Genomic DNA, 15,203 nt, shown 5'->3' with positions numbered 1-15,203 from the left:
ATTATTCGTTTTTAGAATTATACCTGTTGTAAATTTCCCGTTTATGTTCGTAGTCCCGGCTGTTCCACCATTGGTCTGCCGCATCAATGAATGTCTGCGTGTTTTCGGAAGGCGGAGAGTCACAGACTTTCAACCCTGTGATTTGTTCCTTTGTTTCAAAACCGCACGACTCCCACCAGCCCTGCATCTTTTGTGTGAACTCCGCCTTAGTACAGAAAAAGACCTGAACGCCACATTCTTCGCACCATTTCCCATCGCACCACAGCCCGTTATTGTCATCATGCACATAGCTGATACGTTCATCCGTATTGGCGTTTATCCATGCTTGGATTTCCAACTGCCGTGAACCGCATTCTTTACAGACAAGGATGTCGGAATCGTCCGGCTCTTTTCTGAAAGCCCTGCCGTCATAGAGTGTAACGGCACGTTCCACGAGTAGTTTCTGGTTGTTTTCCGATAACTCGGCAAAGAACCGTTCCGCCGCGCCGAATATGGACTTGTCCGCCAATGCGGACCATTTATCCCAGAAGTGCCGGTACATATCTCCAAATACGACCTTGCATTCTTCCTTGCTCCAGGCGTTCCACATATAGTAGAAGAAGCTGGAGACAGCATTTTCCGCTTGATATTTCATTGTTCTTCAGCTTGTGGTTCTACTTTTTTGCTCTCTTCCAGTTGCTGCCATACAGCCTCATACATTCCGGAAAGCCAGTCGATGTTGCTGGCTCCGAGTTCGAACGGGCTGTAACATTCCACTTCATCACCGCTTTCTTTCTCTTCGGCAAGGACGGTCAGGCTGCTGTCCGTTACCCGGAGTCCTGTCACCCTGCATTCGTAGGGGTCTCCGTTCTTGCCAAACCATATCACCCAGACCGGGTCATAATCCTCTTCCGGAAACCGTATCGCGTTCATGGCATGGTCATGGAGCAACTGCCGTATCGCTTCGATGATGTCTTTTCGCAGTTCTTCGATCCTGTCTCCGAACACCGACATGGGGGATTTCCCGCCTCGCTGCCTTACGGAGAGAACCTGCAAGTCCGGATGACAACCGAACTTCCAGTCCGTCACTTCATCGTCATCCCGCGTTGTGTGGATGTTGCCGCCCAATACCAGACCGCAGTCTTCCGCCACCATGCTTTCCGCTTCTTCACGGTCTTCCGCCACCACTGTGTAAGTACCCTCGAAGATGTACCTTACTTTTACATCATATTTTCCCATAATCTTCTATGATTTGATTGTTGATCAGTTGATTTTATCAGGATACAATGCGAACCGCATCCCCGAAAAAGGAGTCGTCCACCCCATATACATGCCGGACCGAACAGTCATATTTGGAACGTTCGTCATCCAGCCGGAAGCGGAAACCATGATAGTCCTTGACTTCCAATTTCAGCTTTACGTCCCGTTTCAGTTCCATTTCAAGCAGGCTTCCACCACCATACGTCGAACTGAAAAGTCCGCAACAGTTGCCTTTGGGGATAATGACCTCTTTCAATGAAAAGTCGGCTTCATACAGCTCTTTCAGGCTTACCCTGCCGATGTAAGTCAGCAGGTTCGCCCCGCAGCAGGAATTGATAAGTTCCTCGTAGAATTGTTCGTAGGAAACCTGCTCCTTGCCGTTCCGGTTCTTACGGTTCGGGAAACGCCCGTAAGCCCTGTAGCCGTGTTCTGTCAGAATTTTCTTTACCCTCGCCGGATTGAGGTTAAGGCTGTCCACCATGTCCCCGAAGTAGGATTCCTCGTACCTGTAACCGCCTTGCGATTCAAACCGGTTGGAATTGATGCAGTCATAGTTGGAAAGCATTTCCACACGGATGGGGATGTCATCCGTATGCCTTACCAATTCCTTCACCACGTCCGAATCGTTGCGGCTGTAAATCTCGTCACGGATTTCATCTTCGTATTCATCGAAGAAGTCATCGACCGCTTCCCCGTCAAAGTCATGGAATACGGCACATTCCTCTTTCAGTTTCGCAATAATCTCACGGACAGCTTCCCATTCGGCATCGCTGTACCACTCGTCTGCCTTTTCCCACAAATGTTCGCGGCTCTTGCTGTCAAGGCATTTTTGAATCAGTCCGCAATGATTGTCAAGGTTGTCATTGTAGTCCGTCCATATTAGTGTATAGGCCGGTTCCATCAGGGATTTGATGAAATCCAATGTCAATGTTTTCTGTTCATCCATTTCTGTTACCTGTGTACGGCAGGATTCCTTTTCCCGTACATACCGTTATAAATGACGGAAGCGGCCTTCAAGCCGCCTCCGTGTTGTTTCCTAACCATACAGTTCCTTCACGATCTTGTCATATATTTCCTTTGCCATTTCCGTATTCCGGTTGAAGTGGAAATAAGCCGTGTATCTGTATCCTGTTCTTGGCACTCCTCCGCACTGCTGTATTGCCCTGTCTATCTCCCAGTCGATATCACCTATGCCAAGAGATATGCTTGTGCCATGCAGCATACACCGTGCGAGTTTCAATGCGGAATCTGTCTTGTCTTCCTTGCGCAACCGGTCGAAAGCCATCAGCGCGATTTGTCTGTTTGAAATCTTTATCTCTTCCATATATTTTGCATCTGTTTGGGTCAGACAATCCCGGTAAGTTGCCTGAATCGCGCAACTATTTCATTGCATTTGCTTTGGGCAAGTTCCTCATATTTTTTGCAAATGGCACAGTATGCCTTCCAAGGTTGGCCTCTAAGCTCGTGCTCGTATGAGGACCTGACCAATTCCGGATATTCTTCAAAAAGTGTCTTGAATGCTTTACGCCATTTGCGCCCTTGCCACAATCCGTTTGCTATCAATGTTATGAATTCAAACATCTGTTCGTCTGTTTTCACATCCAATGCATAAAAATGGTCTGTTGTCGGCCACACGTTGTTGGAATGCTGCCAAGTTTCTATCTGCTTGGTTTTGGCATTGTATGCCATTCTTGTAATTACCTGGTGACTCATATTGATATGTTTTTAGTTCATTACCGTATTGTCTCTTTTCCTGTCACGGCTTGCCAGCATCCCGAAATGGATGCTGAATATGCGCCGGCTGAAGCAGAGCGGCGAGTTGTATTCCACCCGTTGCCACAGGGTAAAGTGGTTGTCGGAGAATGACCATCTGAAATATCCTGACAACGAGCCGAATAGCGGATTGGCATTCCTGTTTATCAGGAACCTGTTCACATCCACGATGTGCCCTGCCGTCAGGAGAATGTTCAGTATCTCCACAAACGCCATTTGCGAATAGGGGTCAACCGGCATTACCGGTCCTTTGAAGTTGATTTCCATCTTGTATATGTTTATATGCTTTAATCGTAATTGTCATCGAATACCTCGAAACGGGGAATACCCGTGTCGAAATAGTTGCTTGATATGCCCGGACAGTACAGCAGGCTGTCATCCCCGCTGTCCGGGCAAGGCTCATCGTCGATATAGGCCGCATTTCCATAAAGTTCGATATAGTGCGCCACCAGCAGGTGCGGGTCTTCCGTACTGATGTCATGCCCGTAACGGTCACACCAGTCGAAGAAGCAATCCTTGTCGGGTTCCTCCAGCTGTTCCATCGCCTCCCTTATCTCGAAGAAGTTGGGACACAGCCATTCCCGGTTGATGAGCAGGTCCGGGATTTCCTCCCATTTCGTGTACCTGTATTCCGGAGTTTCCTCTTCGGGGAACAGTTCGGAGCAGGTGCACAGGAATTCCCCCATGTCGCCGAAGTCGGACATTTGCAGCAGGTTGTCTTTTTCCTGCCCCATGTCTATGAGATGCTGCGTGGTCACTGCCACTTCTGCCTGATTCAAGTCCATGATATTCTTCATTATAGTTTATGATTCGGAACCGGGGATTTCATTCCACAGGCTCCAAAAGGTCCGCACCCCGGCAGTGCAGGGTTTTTCGGGAAAATACCGGAGCCTCCGGCGAGGATGATTTTCCCGAAAACCGCTTGCGGCATGACCTTGCCCTGCCGGTAAGGGGGCGGGCTACCTTTGCCTGTGGAATGGAATCTGCGGTTTCTCATTTGTTTTTCCATTTTTCAGTTCATGATGCGCTGGCTTCCCCAGCTGATATGTATTTTCCCTTCGCTGTCACGCTCCCTGACCAGCAGGCTCTCGATGACGGACATGGTGACGTCGAACTCCTCGAAGATTTCCGACTGTTCCTTTACTTCGCCCGTCTTGATGAACTCGTTCAGCCGCTCTTTGGTAAGCACCAGCGCCATCAGGTTCTGCTCCACGGAGTCCTTGTAGGTGACATAATGCACGTCCTTCAGCTCTTTGGAGTCGAGACGGATGAAACGGAAGTAGAACTGCTCCATCTTCGGGATGTTCCATTGCAGGGATTCAAGTATCACGTCGTTGCAGGTGGGTATGTTCACCGAACTGCTCAGGCTCTGCTGCGTGCATACCAGTATGCCGTTGATGGTGGAATCGAACTCCGTCACGATGCTTTGCCGTTTCTTGAACGCCACGTCGCCCTTGACCACAAATACGGGACGGTCAGGAAAACATTCGCGGAGACGGCTCTCGTAAAGGTCGAATGCGGCTATGGACGTGCAGCCGACAGCCACTTTGCCGGGTATCTTCCGTACCAGCCTTTCGATGTACCTTGTCTTGTTCGGAATCCCGTCTCCGGAATAGCCCTCTATCAGGTGTGGGACGGAGCAGGCCTTGATGAGCAGCTTGATCTGGCGCATAAGCCGGAGTCCGGCATCCTTCTTTGCATCCCCCGTGCTGTTGTAATACAGTTCGCAGATGCGGCAGAACTCCTCGATGATGACACGGTAAACCTCACGCTCGCCGTCGGACGGGCTGACGGTATGTGTCCGTATCTTGTATTTTTCTCCTGCAAAGTCCCTGAACTTGCGTGTAATGACGGTCTTCCCGATAAGGCCGGCCAGCTCCTCCTTGTTATAGACATCCTGGTTCTGCTTCTCAATGCCGAACACGGTGGATTTCCCCGGACAGTGGCAGGCACGGAAAAGCACATGCCCCCTGAAAGCGGGGAACGGCTCACCATAGTGCGGATTGTTATCTTCCTCTATCTCCTTGTCCCTGTTCTCGTGGTACACCCGACTGCTCCAACAGACCATGTTTATGGAATTGTTATACAACAGCTCAAACTGGCTGTACAGTTCGGCGATGTTGTTGCGTGTGGTCGTACCGGTGTCGAGTATCTTGTATTTGAGGCGGCGGAAGAGACCGAGGATATGCCTTGTACGTTGTGACGACGGGTTGGTTATCTCGTCCGACTCGTCGAAAACAAGGCACAGTTTTCTTGAACTGCGTTTGACGAACCTTGCCATGCCCCGTTTCAGCTTGCCGAGCATGGAGGTGGATAGGACGATGAACACGCCTTCCGGCACAGTTTCCAGGTCGGCATTGTTCCTTGCCACCCGGAACTGTTCCCTGTTTATCGAGAGGAAGGGTATCCATGTCATATTGGTGGCGATGGCAGGAGCCAGTATGATGACATTCCGTACTTTGCGGAATTTGAGCAGGTATTTGGCACGATGGTACACGGCGGCAGTCTTGCCAGAGCCTTGCTGCCAGTTCAGCAGCGCGTGGCGTTTCTGCAAGACAAGGTTCAGGTCGTGTTTCTGGAGCGTGGTAAACTCGCAGGTCTCGCCGTCCTTGTTGATGAATGCACACCGGTCCAGGTATTCTTTCAGCCTGTCATCTTCTTCCATTTCCGGGAACAGCCGGTTCTGCATTTCGTACTCTCTCCGCTTGCGTCGGATCAGTTTCTCCGCCGCACGGATTTGACGCATGTTCTTTTCTGTCGGCACTTCCGGTATGGGCAGTTCAGTACGTTCCAGCACGAGGTCGTTGATACTTGCCGCCTTGTGCGGAACTTTGTCAAGGAGTCGCGGAGCATATTGTTTCAGTTTGAAGCCGTATGAGGTCTTCACCAATGCCACTTCCTTGCGAGGTACGGTATTTTGCGAGGTGATGTACCTGCGGATGACGGCAAGCACTTTCTTCGGGGTCAGTTTGTTCTTCTCCCATTGCTCCACCTGCTCCCGCGTGGCGTTCTCAGGCGGTTTCTGGTTACGGAACTTCGTGACCAACGCTTCCGCCTTGTCTATATGTTTGTTCAACTTGGCGTGCGCCTTCAGCTCGTACATGTACTTGGCAAGTTTGTACTCGAACAGCTCAAGTTCTTCCTTGTCGATCCGGTTGGTTTCGCGCATCAGGTCGAAACGCAACCGGTGTTTCATCGCCCTGGCCTCGCCGATGCGCTTTTTCAGCTCGTCCGCCGTTATGAATTCTTCCGCGTTGTAAGCCTGCATCTTGATGTGGCCCGATTTACGGAGAAATACCATGATTTTCGTATTGAAGTCATGGACTCCGACTGCGGCAAAGGCTGACGGGCCCAACTTCGTCTGACCGACAAATGAGAATCTGCCGTTTATACCGGCTATCCGTGTCTTCTCCCAGAACCCGCTCTGCATGAAGGAACAGGGCACGATGACCATCAGGATTCCTGCCGGATTGAGCACATCGTAAGCCTTGTCCATATAGTATTCCTGCGACAGTTTGTAGTCGAACTTCAAGTTAAAAGGAGGATTGCCGATGATAACATCGAAACGTTGTTCCGGATAGTATTGCCGGATATCGCATTTCTCGATATGGGCTTCCGGGTAGAGGTATCGTGCGACAGACACGGCCTTGCCGTCTATGTCGAAGCCGTAGGCATTATGCGGGTTGGGCAGATGGTTGAAGAAATTGCCCATACCGCAACACATGTCAAGAACCATTTCGGATGAGACAGGACACAGCATATCCACCATGTCCCGGCATATTTCATGCGGGGTGAAGAACTGTCCCATCTCGAACTCCTTCTTCGCTTCGGCATACTCGTGGTAGCTGGCAAAGTCGGACTGTTTGAGGTTGTGCAGCCCTCCGATACCGGTATAGCAGTTGTAGATGCTCTCCGCCGGAATGAGGTCCTTGCCGGAGTCTATGGCGAAAAGTATCTTCTCGTTGACTTCGGCACGCATACCTTGCGGTATCTGTTGGGGGATGATGGCATACATGACTTTATCTGTTTATCGTTAAAAATGAAAACACCCCGCAAGGATTGCCTTACGGGGTGCTGTGTAAATCTTATCATGGTCAGTTTTCTCTTAGGGTGATTTCATCCAGATGCAGACGCTTGAAACAACTTTCGGCTGCCGCACTGTCCTTGAACCGGACATCGATACGTCCGTTCTTGTAGAATCGGATTTGCTCGGCATTGGTGGTCGTAAGGTCGTACCAGTCTGTGACAGAAATGTCGTTGTCATCAAAACGGATAATCATCTTTGAATTTCCATTCAGTATGTCATCCGCACCGTAGGCAATGCCGGCACACAGGGTTTCCAGTTCTCCGCCGTAGTTGTAGGAGATTCTGTTCCTTTGGTTGTATTGCATGGAAAAATCGTCGAAACGGATGATTTCGGGAAAGATTATCTTGTCCTTCTTCAACTCCGTCTTGACTTTGCTCCAGTATGCCGGTCTGACAACTTTGCTCAGGCGTGCGAGCAGTTCTTCCACGGCCGTTTCCCGGAAACTCTTGCCGCCCAAGTGTTCGATGACTACATCTACATATGTGTCATAAACAGGACGGAAGCCCATCGGAAGTTTTTTTTCGTCTATTTTATACTCAGGAACCGACACTTTGTAAGTCCTGTTGAAATAAGAAATGATGCGGTTCGCAAAATTCGCGTTGGCGTTTCGGTTCTTATCCACCAGATCGTTAATCAGATCAAACGGTTTGAACTCGTTGTGTGAATAGTCTTCCCTGTCGTTATGGTAAGTGTAGAAATCACGCATGGAAACCTTGCCGTTTTCTTCGTAATGGAACTTACGTTCGGCTTGGTATTGTTCGGCTTCTTCCTTGAAGACGGCGTACCAGCGGTCAATCTGGTCGAGTGTCTTGTAAAGCAGGTTTTGCTGCGTCTGGCAATAGACACGGTCCTGTTCCGTAATCTTGTCCTCGTTTCTCACTTGTACGCTCAGAATGCCTTGAAGCAGGTCGGGAGCGTTGCCGGCCTTGGGTGCTGTTGTCGTTTGCATATCTGTTAGGGTTAAATGTTAAAAATTATCCGGTTTAATCCGGTAGAAATAAGTGATGTGCTTTTCCATGTCCTTGACTATCTTGACCTGCTCGGGATGGAAGTTGAGCCTCCTCGTTTCGATCGGGGCATTAAACGTTTCCCATTCGGCGGAAGGTAAGAACACATATTCCCGACGGAAACACCATAACACGATTTGATTATCCCAATTTCCCTTGAACACCGTTCCTTCGTAGTCCTTCAGGAACTGCCGGAACTCGGCTTCGTCCCGAAAAGCGATGTCAAAGCCTTGATAGAGATTGCCGTTTTCCGATTCCTCCCTTTTGTGTAGGTAGAACTTCCGGTAGGTCTCGGTCGTGAAATCTCCATACCTGGGATTGGGTTCGGCATAAAACCATAACGGTACCTTAGCCAGAAATGACACCGAACCGTTGGCGCAAGCACCGCAATGCCCCCAGTCCTTGAACACCCCTTCCGTCCATTTCAGGAATTTCAGTTCCTCCGGATTCACGGAATGGAATGCGCCTCCGCTGACACTCAGACGGATATTGCCGTCCTCTTCCCACACGAAAGGCACATACGGCTGTTCGCATACGGAAAGATATCCTTCTTTTGCACTCCTGCTGTCAATAAGGGCGTTTCCGTAATAATCCCCGTGTTCGGTTACATATACCAGCCTGTCGCCGATTTGAGGTGTAATTTCGGAGCGTGTCCGCTCAATGAGTTCAACATAATTGTTGGCCATATCCACATCTTTCTGTGTCAGCCAATGCTGGTGGTCGTATGAAACATTCCGCTCTCTGAGTGTTTCGATACTGTACTTTTCTTTTGTTACCTGCTGTGACATAACAATTTATTTTTAGTGATCCGGCTTTTCGGGGCCGGAGTTCCCGTAACTACAGGCCATAAAAGGTCGTGTCCCGTACATGCAAGGTTGGCGGGAAAAATACCGCAAGCCCTCCGGGCGAGGATGATTTTTCCACGACACCCGGAGGGCTTGACCTTGCTTGTACGAGCAGGACACGGGTTACCTTTGCCTGTGAGTTACGGGGATTCGGCTACGGTATGGCTGTCATGTCCGCTGTATATGTTTCTTGAAATGACCGTGATATTTTATGCCCGAAAATTACCGGCAATCACGAAAAAATGCTACCTTTGCATCAAGAAAAAAGAGTTATTTGAAAGCATGAGGAATATAGTGATTCTAAACAGCTTGGAATTTTCTTATCCGTTGCCCGTTCTCATGCGAGTTTTCTACAAAGCGTTGATAATCAAATAAGATACTTCAGATTACAACAAATATACGAAAAATCATGTATCTTTGTCCGTCAAAACTCTTTATAATATATTAAAGTATGGAAGAAGTAAAGCGTAACTCGCTACAAGCATGGATATTAGCTGCACGTCCCAAAACTCTTACAGGAGCCGTTACCCCTGTTCTGATAGGTACAGCTCTCGCTGCGATGGACGGGCATTTTCACTGGTTGCCGGCACTGATCTGCTGTCTGTTCGCAAGTCTGATGCAAATTGCCGCTAATTTCATCAATGACCTTTTCGACTTCCTCAAAGGGACAGATCGGGAAGATCGCCTGGGACCCGAACGTGCTTGTGCACAGGGATGGATTTCTCCGCAAGCGATGAAAACCGGGATTATTATTACGGTTGCTCTTGCCTGTCTTATCGGTTGCACATTACTTTTCTTTGCCGGATGGGAACTGATTGTCGTAGGAGTGCTTTGTGTATTATTCGCTTTTCTTTATACCACCGGCCCTTATCCTCTTTCTTACAACGGCTGGGGAGATGTACTGGTGATTGTCTTCTTTGGATTTGTGCCTGTTGGCGGAACATATTACGTGCAAGCGCTAACATGGACGCCGGATGTCACTATCGCCTCTCTGATTTGTGGACTATTGATTGATACGCTACTGGTAGTCAATAACTACCGTGACCGGGAAGCGGATGCGCGCAGTGGAAAAAGAACAGTGATCGTTCGTTTCGGTGAGAAGTTCGGCCGCTATTTTTATTTGATGCTGGGTGTTACAGCTTCTCTTCTCTGTCTGTGTTTCCTTCGTGAAGGTCATTTTTTAGCCGCTCTTCTTCCGCAACTCTATTTGATTCCTCATTTCCTCACCTGGAAACGGATGGTGAAAATATATAGTGGTAAAAAATTAAACAGCATATTAGGCGAGACTTCGCGTAATATGCTGTTTATGGGTGTTCTTATTGCAATAGGAATGTTGGTAAGTTGAGAATCATTTCCCATACATCTTTTCGTAGTAACCCTGATAATCTCCGCTGGTAACTTCTTCCACCCAAGCTTGGTTGGCCAAGTACCATTCGATTGTCTTTACGATACCGACTTCGAATTTTGTTTCGGGATACCATCCTAAAGCATTTGTAATCTTTGTAGGATCGATGGCGTAACGTTGGTCATGTCCCAGACGGTCTTTAACGAACGTAATCAGATCTTCATTGATCCAGTCGATCGAAATATTTCCGTTTTCGTCTTTCACCTTCTTTTTGAGAACCTGGCGATATTCGGGCTTCTCTGCCATCAGACGGTGGATAGTTGAAATAGTCAGTTTTACGATTTCGAGGTTTGTTTTCTCGTTATGTCCGCCAACGTTGTACACTTCTCCGTCTTTACCTTCACGTACAACGAGATCAATCGCTTTGCAGTGATCTTCTACATAAAGCCAGTCGCGTACATTACTGCCGTCACCGTAGACGGGGAGATGTTTTCCTTCGAGGATATTCTTGATAATCAACGGAATCAATTTCTCCGGGAAATGGTACGGACCATAGTTGTTTGAGCAGCGGGTAATTGTTACCGGCATTTTATAAGTATCATGGTAAGCCATCACTACCATGTCTGCGCTAGTCTTAGAGGCACTGTACGGGCTATGAGGACAAAGCGGGGTTGTTTCTGTGAAATACCCTTCGGCTCCCAGTGAACCATACACTTCGTCGGTGGATACCTGATGATAGCGTACACCTTTTCTCCAGGTAGGGTATCCTTGTTCATCTTTTCCCATTACCCATGCGCGGCGTGCACAATCCAATAAGTTCTGTGTTCCGAGAATGTTGGTAATCAGAAACAGTTGCGGATTTTCAATGCTGCGGTCAACGTGACTTTCGGCAGCGAAATTCACCACATAATCAAAACGATACTCAGCAAAAAGACCGTCTACCACATCACGGCTGCAAATGTCTCCTTTGATAAAGACACAGCGTTCGTTGTCGATGTCTTTGGCAATCGTTCCTAAGTTACCTGCATACGTCAAAGCATCCAATATCACGACTTTGATGTCGTTATGTTTGGCCAAGATGTATTTGATGTAATTTGCCCCGATAAATCCTGCGGCACCGGTCACTAGATAAGTTTTCATATTTTATTCTATTATGTTGATTTTAGGATTGTTTTGCCAATTCGATAAGATACTTTCCGTACTCGGTCTTTTCGAGTTGTTGACCTAACAGAAGCAATTGTTCCGTCGGAATCCATCCCTGACGCCAGGCGATTTCTTCAATACAGCTAACGTAGAAACCTTGCCGGTTCTGAATAGTAGCCACGAAGTTGGATGCTTCCAGCAGACTGTCGCAGTTACCCGTATCCAGCCATGCGAATCCGCGGCCGAAGAGTTCCACTTTCAATGTGCCTTCTTCCAGATACAGGCGATTCAGGTCTGTAATCTCATATTCTCCACGTGCTGAAGGACGAAGAGCTGCTGCTTTTTCCGTCACACTGGCATCATAGAAATAGAGTCCGGGAACGGCATAATTACTTTTCGGCACTTCCGGTTTTTCTTCCAGTGAAATAACTTTCCCTTGTTCGTTAAATTCCACTACACCGTATGCGCGCGGGTCTTTTACATAGTAGCCGAAGATGCAGGCGCCTTTTTCTATATTGGCAGCCCGGCGGAGCATGGCAGAAAAGCCTTGTCCGTAAAACATATTATCCCCAAGAATCAGACAGCCCGGTTCGCCGTTCAGGAAATCGGCTCCCAATACGAAAGCCTGTGCCAGTCCGTTAGGTTGTTCCTGTATTTTATAGGAGAAAGACATACCCAATTCCTCACCCGTTCCCAGCAAATCCCGGAACATAGGCAAGTCACGTGGAGTCGAAATAATCAACACTTCGCGTATTCCTGCCAACATCAGTGTCGACAATGGATAGTAAATCATCGGCTTGTCATACACAGGCATGATTTGTTTGGAAATCGCTTTGGAAAGCGGATAAAGTCGGGTGGCACTACCACCGGCCAGAATAATTCCTTTCATGTTCGTCTGAGTTATTCATTAACAGTGTGCAAAGGTCGGAAAGAATTCCGACGTGGCAAAATTTTAAAATAATTTTTCAGTCAGGCGGGGACATTTATTTTATTTGTCCGCCAGTTCGATAACTTCCAAGTCTTGAAACGCCCCTTGATTGATAACAAAACGCACCAAAGTCCGCACCTTATGGAAACCAGACATACCTGCAGCTCCCGGATTGATATGTAACATATCCAGCGTTTTATCATACTTCACCTTTAATATATGCGAATGTCCGCTGATAAAAAGCTTGGGCGGTCGCGTCATCAGGCTACCAATGATGGAAGGATCGTACTTTCCCGGATAACCGCCGATATGTTTTATCAGTACTTCCGCACCATCCACCGTGAAACGATTTATTTGAGGATACAGTTTTCTGATTTCCTGTCCGTCAATGTTTCCGTACACCGCCCGGAATGGACGGAATGCGGCTAACTTTTCCGCTACTTCCAGTGAACCGATGTCTCCGGCGTGCCAGATTTCGTCGCACGATTCGAAATATTCCAGGTATTTCTCGTCCCAGTAAGCGTGAGTATCAGATAATAATCCAATTCTTGTCATAAAATTCTTTGTTTAATCCCACAAAGATACTATATTTGGAAAAATCTTAAAGCACATGGAAAGCAAATATAATTATTTCAAGCGAGATATAAGTTGGCTCTCATTCAATTACCGCGTATTGTTGGAGGCTCTGGACGAGCGTCTGCCGCTTTACGAACGTATCAACTTCATCTCTATCTACTCTTCCAACCTCGAAGAGTTTTACAAAATCCGTGTAGCCGACCATAAAGCTGTTGCTTCCGGCGCTACGGAAAGCGATGAAGAAACCGTACAGTCAGCCCGCGAACTGGTAGAGGAAATAAATAAAGAAGTCACCCGCCAGCTGGATGACCGTGTACGCATCTATGAACAAAAAATACTGCCTGCCCTGCGCAAAAATCATATCATCTTTTATCAAGACAACCATGTAGAACCGTTCCACCAACAGTTTATCAAAGACTTTTTCCGGGAGGAAATCTTTCCCTACCTGCAACCTGTGCCTGTATCCAAAGATAAAATTGTCTCCTTCCTGCGGGATAACCGCCTTTACCTGGCAATACGAGTCTGTCCGAAGAAAGAAGAAAAAAACAAAGGAGAAGAAACTAAAGAAAATATAGAAAAATATACCGGAGAGTGCATAAATGAAAGAAATGACGGAGAAGGTATAAAAGTAGGTATGGAAGCAGCAAGGCCAAATGTAACAGACCTCCGACAACCCCTTTACTTTGTGATGAAACAACCCTACGCCAAAGTGCCCCGCTTCATCGAACTTCCGTCTCGCGAGAAAAATCATTATTTGATGTTTACCGAAGACATCATCAAGGCAAACCTCAACCTGATCTTCCCCGGCTACGATGTCGACTCCAGCTACTGTATCAAAATTTCCCGTGATGCTGATATATTGATTGACGACACCGCCAGCAGTGCCGACCTCGTCGCTCAACTCAAGAAGAAAGTGAAGAAACGCAAGATCGGTGACGTCTGCCGTTTCGTCTACGACCGTGCTATGCCTTCTGAATTCCTGGACTTCCTTGTGGATGCCTTCCGTATTCAGCGTGACGAACTTGTCCCCGGTGATAAGCATTTGAACCTCGAAGACCTGCGTCATCTTCCCAACCCGAACAAATCCCTTCATAGCCTCGAAAAACCGAAGCCGATGAAGCTGACCGTCCTCGATGAGAAAGAATCCATTTTCAATTACGTCGCCAAAAAGGACCTGTTATTATATTATCCTTATCACTCTTTCGAGCACTTTATCCACTTCCTATATGAAGCCGTGCACAACCCGGAAACCCGTGAAATCATGGTAACTCAATACCGCGTAGCGGAAAACTCCGCCGTCATCAACACCCTGATAGCCGCCGCCCAAAACGGCAAGAAAGTCACCGTATTTGTGGAACTGAAAGCCCGCTTTGATGAAGAAAACAACCTTGCCACCGCCGAAATGATGCAAGCCGCCGGTATCAAGATAATCTACAGCATCCCTGGTTTGAAAGTGCACGCCAAAGTAGCCCTGATCCGTCGTCGCGGATTAAACGGTGAGAAAATCCCCAGCTACGCCTACATCAGCACCGGCAACTTTAACGAAAAAACCGCCACCCTTTACGCCGATTGCGGCCTTTTCACCTGTCGCAAAGAAATAGTGGCCGACCTCTATAACCTCTTCCGTACCCTGCAAGGAAAAGAAGACCCGAAGTTCACCACCCTTTTGGTAGCCCGTTTCAACCTCATTCCCGAATTGAACCGCCTGATCGACCGCGAAATATCCCTCGCAGACGAAGGCAAGCAAGGACGCATCATCCTAAAAATGAACGCCCTCCAAGACCCTACCATGATAGACCGCCTCTACGAAGCCTCCGAACACGGTGTACAAATCGACCTTATCGTCCGTGGTATCTGTTGTCTTATCCCCGGACAGTCATACAGTCGTAATATCCGTGTCACCCGTATTGTGGATAGCTTCCTCGAACACGCCCGCATCTGGTACTTCGGCAACGACGGCACCCCCAAAGTATTCATGGGCTCTCCCGACTGGATGCGCCGTAACCTCTACCGCCGCATCGAAGCCATCACCCCCGTTCTTGCCCCCGACCTGCGTGACAACCTGATCGAAATGCTCGACATCCAACTCGCCGACAACCAAAAAGCCTGCTGGGTAGATGATAAGCTGCAAAACATATTCAAAAAAAGAACACCCGGCACCCCTGCCGTCCGAGCCCAATACACCTTCTACGACTGGCTAAACAAAACTAACAGCTAACATCAAATCCTTTCCGCAGCAACTATGCTGCGGAAAACACAT

At 48.1% G+C, this 15,203-nt stretch carries 16 protein-coding genes; 2 read left to right on the top strand and 14 right to left on the bottom strand.

Features of this window, described 5'->3' with window-relative positions; genetic code table 11:
* Position 1: 1 nt before the first annotated feature.
* From INE92_RS12715 to INE92_RS12665, 11 genes are all read right to left on the bottom strand, one after another.
* On the bottom strand, positions 2-634 hold the full coding sequence (locus tag INE92_RS12715) for a hypothetical protein (RefSeq protein ID WP_005647136.1): 633 nt from the start codon (positions 632-634) through the stop codon (positions 2-4).
* Positions 631-1,218, bottom strand: a complete 588-nt coding sequence (locus tag INE92_RS12710; RefSeq protein WP_005647137.1) for a hypothetical protein — start codon at positions 1,216-1,218, stop codon at positions 631-633. Before INE92_RS12710 ends, INE92_RS12715 begins: the two co-directional genes overlap by 4 nt.
* Before the next feature lie 37 nt (positions 1,219-1,255).
* Positions 1,256-2,185, bottom strand: coding sequence for a hypothetical protein (locus INE92_RS12705; protein ID WP_005647139.1), 930 nt, complete (start codon positions 2,183-2,185; stop codon positions 1,256-1,258).
* A 90-nt stretch (positions 2,186-2,275) separates the two neighbouring features.
* Positions 2,276-2,563 (bottom strand): hypothetical protein, encoded by a 288-nt coding sequence (locus INE92_RS12700; RefSeq protein WP_005647140.1) that lies wholly within the window; start codon positions 2,561-2,563, stop codon positions 2,276-2,278.
* 20 nt (positions 2,564-2,583) lie between these two features.
* A complete protein-coding gene (locus INE92_RS12695) occupies positions 2,584-2,952 on the bottom strand; it encodes a hypothetical protein (RefSeq protein WP_005647142.1) in 369 nt (122 codons plus the stop codon).
* A gap of 12 nt (positions 2,953-2,964) precedes the next feature.
* The gene (locus tag INE92_RS12690; protein ID WP_005647143.1) at positions 2,965-3,279 is read right to left on the bottom strand and encodes a hypothetical protein; all 315 of its coding nucleotides are present in this window, start codon (positions 3,277-3,279) and stop codon (positions 2,965-2,967) included.
* 20 nt (positions 3,280-3,299) lie between these two features.
* On the bottom strand, positions 3,300-3,797 hold the full coding sequence (locus INE92_RS12685) for a hypothetical protein (protein ID WP_005647144.1): 498 nt from the start codon (positions 3,795-3,797) through the stop codon (positions 3,300-3,302).
* 11 nt (positions 3,798-3,808) lie between these two features.
* The gene (locus INE92_RS12680) at positions 3,809-4,009 is read right to left on the bottom strand and encodes a hypothetical protein (RefSeq protein ID WP_034530148.1); all 201 of its coding nucleotides are present in this window, start codon (positions 4,007-4,009) and stop codon (positions 3,809-3,811) included.
* Between the two features lie 15 nt (positions 4,010-4,024).
* Positions 4,025-7,027 carry an N-6 DNA methylase gene (locus tag INE92_RS12675; RefSeq protein ID WP_005647147.1) on the bottom strand — a complete coding sequence of 1,001 codons (3,003 nt, stop codon included), beginning with the start codon at positions 7,025-7,027 and terminating at the stop codon, positions 4,025-4,027.
* Between the two features lie 79 nt (positions 7,028-7,106).
* Positions 7,107-8,048, bottom strand: coding sequence for a hypothetical protein (locus INE92_RS12670; protein WP_008777842.1), 942 nt, complete (start codon positions 8,046-8,048; stop codon positions 7,107-7,109).
* 18 nt (positions 8,049-8,066) lie between these two features.
* Positions 8,067-8,894 carry a DUF4121 family protein gene (locus INE92_RS12665; RefSeq protein WP_005647149.1) on the bottom strand — a complete coding sequence of 276 codons (828 nt, stop codon included), beginning with the start codon at positions 8,892-8,894 and terminating at the stop codon, positions 8,067-8,069.
* Positions 8,895-9,402: 508 nt separating this feature from the next.
* Here INE92_RS12665 and INE92_RS12660 point away from each other — a divergent pair.
* Complete coding sequence (locus INE92_RS12660) at positions 9,403-10,296, top strand: 1,4-dihydroxy-2-naphthoate polyprenyltransferase (protein ID WP_004316990.1); 894 nt, start codon at positions 9,403-9,405, stop codon at positions 10,294-10,296.
* A gap of 3 nt (positions 10,297-10,299) precedes the next feature.
* On the opposite strand, the gene rfbB is transcribed toward INE92_RS12660, so the two are convergent.
* From rfbB to INE92_RS12645, 3 genes are all read right to left on the bottom strand, one after another.
* Positions 10,300-11,436 carry a dTDP-glucose 4,6-dehydratase gene (rfbB, locus tag INE92_RS12655; protein WP_008641275.1) on the bottom strand — a complete coding sequence of 379 codons (1,137 nt, stop codon included), beginning with the start codon at positions 11,434-11,436 and terminating at the stop codon, positions 10,300-10,302.
* A gap of 22 nt (positions 11,437-11,458) precedes the next feature.
* Positions 11,459-12,328, bottom strand: a complete 870-nt coding sequence (rfbA, locus tag INE92_RS12650; RefSeq protein WP_004316988.1) for a glucose-1-phosphate thymidylyltransferase RfbA — start codon at positions 12,326-12,328, stop codon at positions 11,459-11,461.
* A 99-nt stretch (positions 12,329-12,427) separates the two neighbouring features.
* Positions 12,428-12,922, bottom strand: a complete 495-nt coding sequence (locus INE92_RS12645; RefSeq protein WP_004316987.1) for a metallophosphoesterase family protein — start codon at positions 12,920-12,922, stop codon at positions 12,428-12,430.
* Positions 12,923-12,977: 55 nt separating this feature from the next.
* Between INE92_RS12645 and ppk1 the strand changes: the two genes are divergently transcribed.
* Positions 12,978-15,161 (top strand): polyphosphate kinase 1, encoded by a 2,184-nt coding sequence (gene ppk1, locus INE92_RS12640; protein ID WP_015531510.1) that lies wholly within the window; start codon positions 12,978-12,980, stop codon positions 15,159-15,161.
* The last annotated feature ends 42 nt before the right edge of the window (positions 15,162-15,203 follow it).

This window comes from Bacteroides xylanisolvens, assembly GCF_018289135.1.
GTDB classification, from domain to species: domain Bacteria; phylum Bacteroidota; class Bacteroidia; order Bacteroidales; family Bacteroidaceae; genus Bacteroides; species Bacteroides xylanisolvens.
Note: the sequence above shows the minus strand (reverse complement) of the source record. Positions and strands in the feature narration are given on the sequence as shown.

Excerpts from the sequence above, each read along its gene's own strand:
- INE92_RS12645 (WP_004316987.1), bottom strand. The coding sequence starts at position 12,922 with ATGACAAGAATTGGATTATTATCTGATACTCACGCTTACTGGGACGAG.
- INE92_RS12715 (WP_005647136.1), bottom strand. The coding sequence starts at position 634 with ATGAAATATCAAGCGGAAAATGCTGTCTCCAGCTTCTTCTACTATATG.
- INE92_RS12680 (WP_034530148.1), bottom strand. The coding sequence starts at position 4,009 with ATGAGAAACCGCAGATTCCATTCCACAGGCAAAGGTAGCCCGCCCCCT.
- INE92_RS12670 (WP_008777842.1), bottom strand. The coding sequence starts at position 8,048 with ATGCAAACGACAACAGCACCCAAGGCCGGCAACGCTCCCGACCTGCTT.
- INE92_RS12710 (WP_005647137.1), bottom strand. The coding sequence starts at position 1,218 with ATGGGAAAATATGATGTAAAAGTAAGGTACATCTTCGAGGGTACTTAC.
- INE92_RS12700 (WP_005647140.1), bottom strand. The coding sequence starts at position 2,563 with ATGGAAGAGATAAAGATTTCAAACAGACAAATCGCGCTGATGGCTTTC.
- INE92_RS12660 (WP_004316990.1), top strand. The coding sequence starts at position 9,403 with ATGGAAGAAGTAAAGCGTAACTCGCTACAAGCATGGATATTAGCTGCA.
- INE92_RS12685 (WP_005647144.1), bottom strand. The coding sequence starts at position 3,797 with ATGGACTTGAATCAGGCAGAAGTGGCAGTGACCACGCAGCATCTCATA.
- INE92_RS12665 (WP_005647149.1), bottom strand. The coding sequence starts at position 8,894 with ATGTCACAGCAGGTAACAAAAGAAAAGTACAGTATCGAAACACTCAGA.
- rfbA (WP_004316988.1), bottom strand. The coding sequence starts at position 12,328 with ATGAAAGGAATTATTCTGGCCGGTGGTAGTGCCACCCGACTTTATCCG.
- INE92_RS12705 (WP_005647139.1), bottom strand. The coding sequence starts at position 2,185 with ATGGATGAACAGAAAACATTGACATTGGATTTCATCAAATCCCTGATG.
- INE92_RS12675 (WP_005647147.1), bottom strand. The coding sequence starts at position 7,027 with ATGTATGCCATCATCCCCCAACAGATACCGCAAGGTATGCGTGCCGAA.
- INE92_RS12690 (WP_005647143.1), bottom strand. The coding sequence starts at position 3,279 with ATGGAAATCAACTTCAAAGGACCGGTAATGCCGGTTGACCCCTATTCG.
- INE92_RS12695 (WP_005647142.1), bottom strand. The coding sequence starts at position 2,952 with ATGAGTCACCAGGTAATTACAAGAATGGCATACAATGCCAAAACCAAG.
- rfbB (WP_008641275.1), bottom strand. The coding sequence starts at position 11,436 with ATGAAAACTTATCTAGTGACCGGTGCCGCAGGATTTATCGGGGCAAAT.
- ppk1 (WP_015531510.1), top strand. The coding sequence starts at position 12,978 with ATGGAAAGCAAATATAATTATTTCAAGCGAGATATAAGTTGGCTCTCA.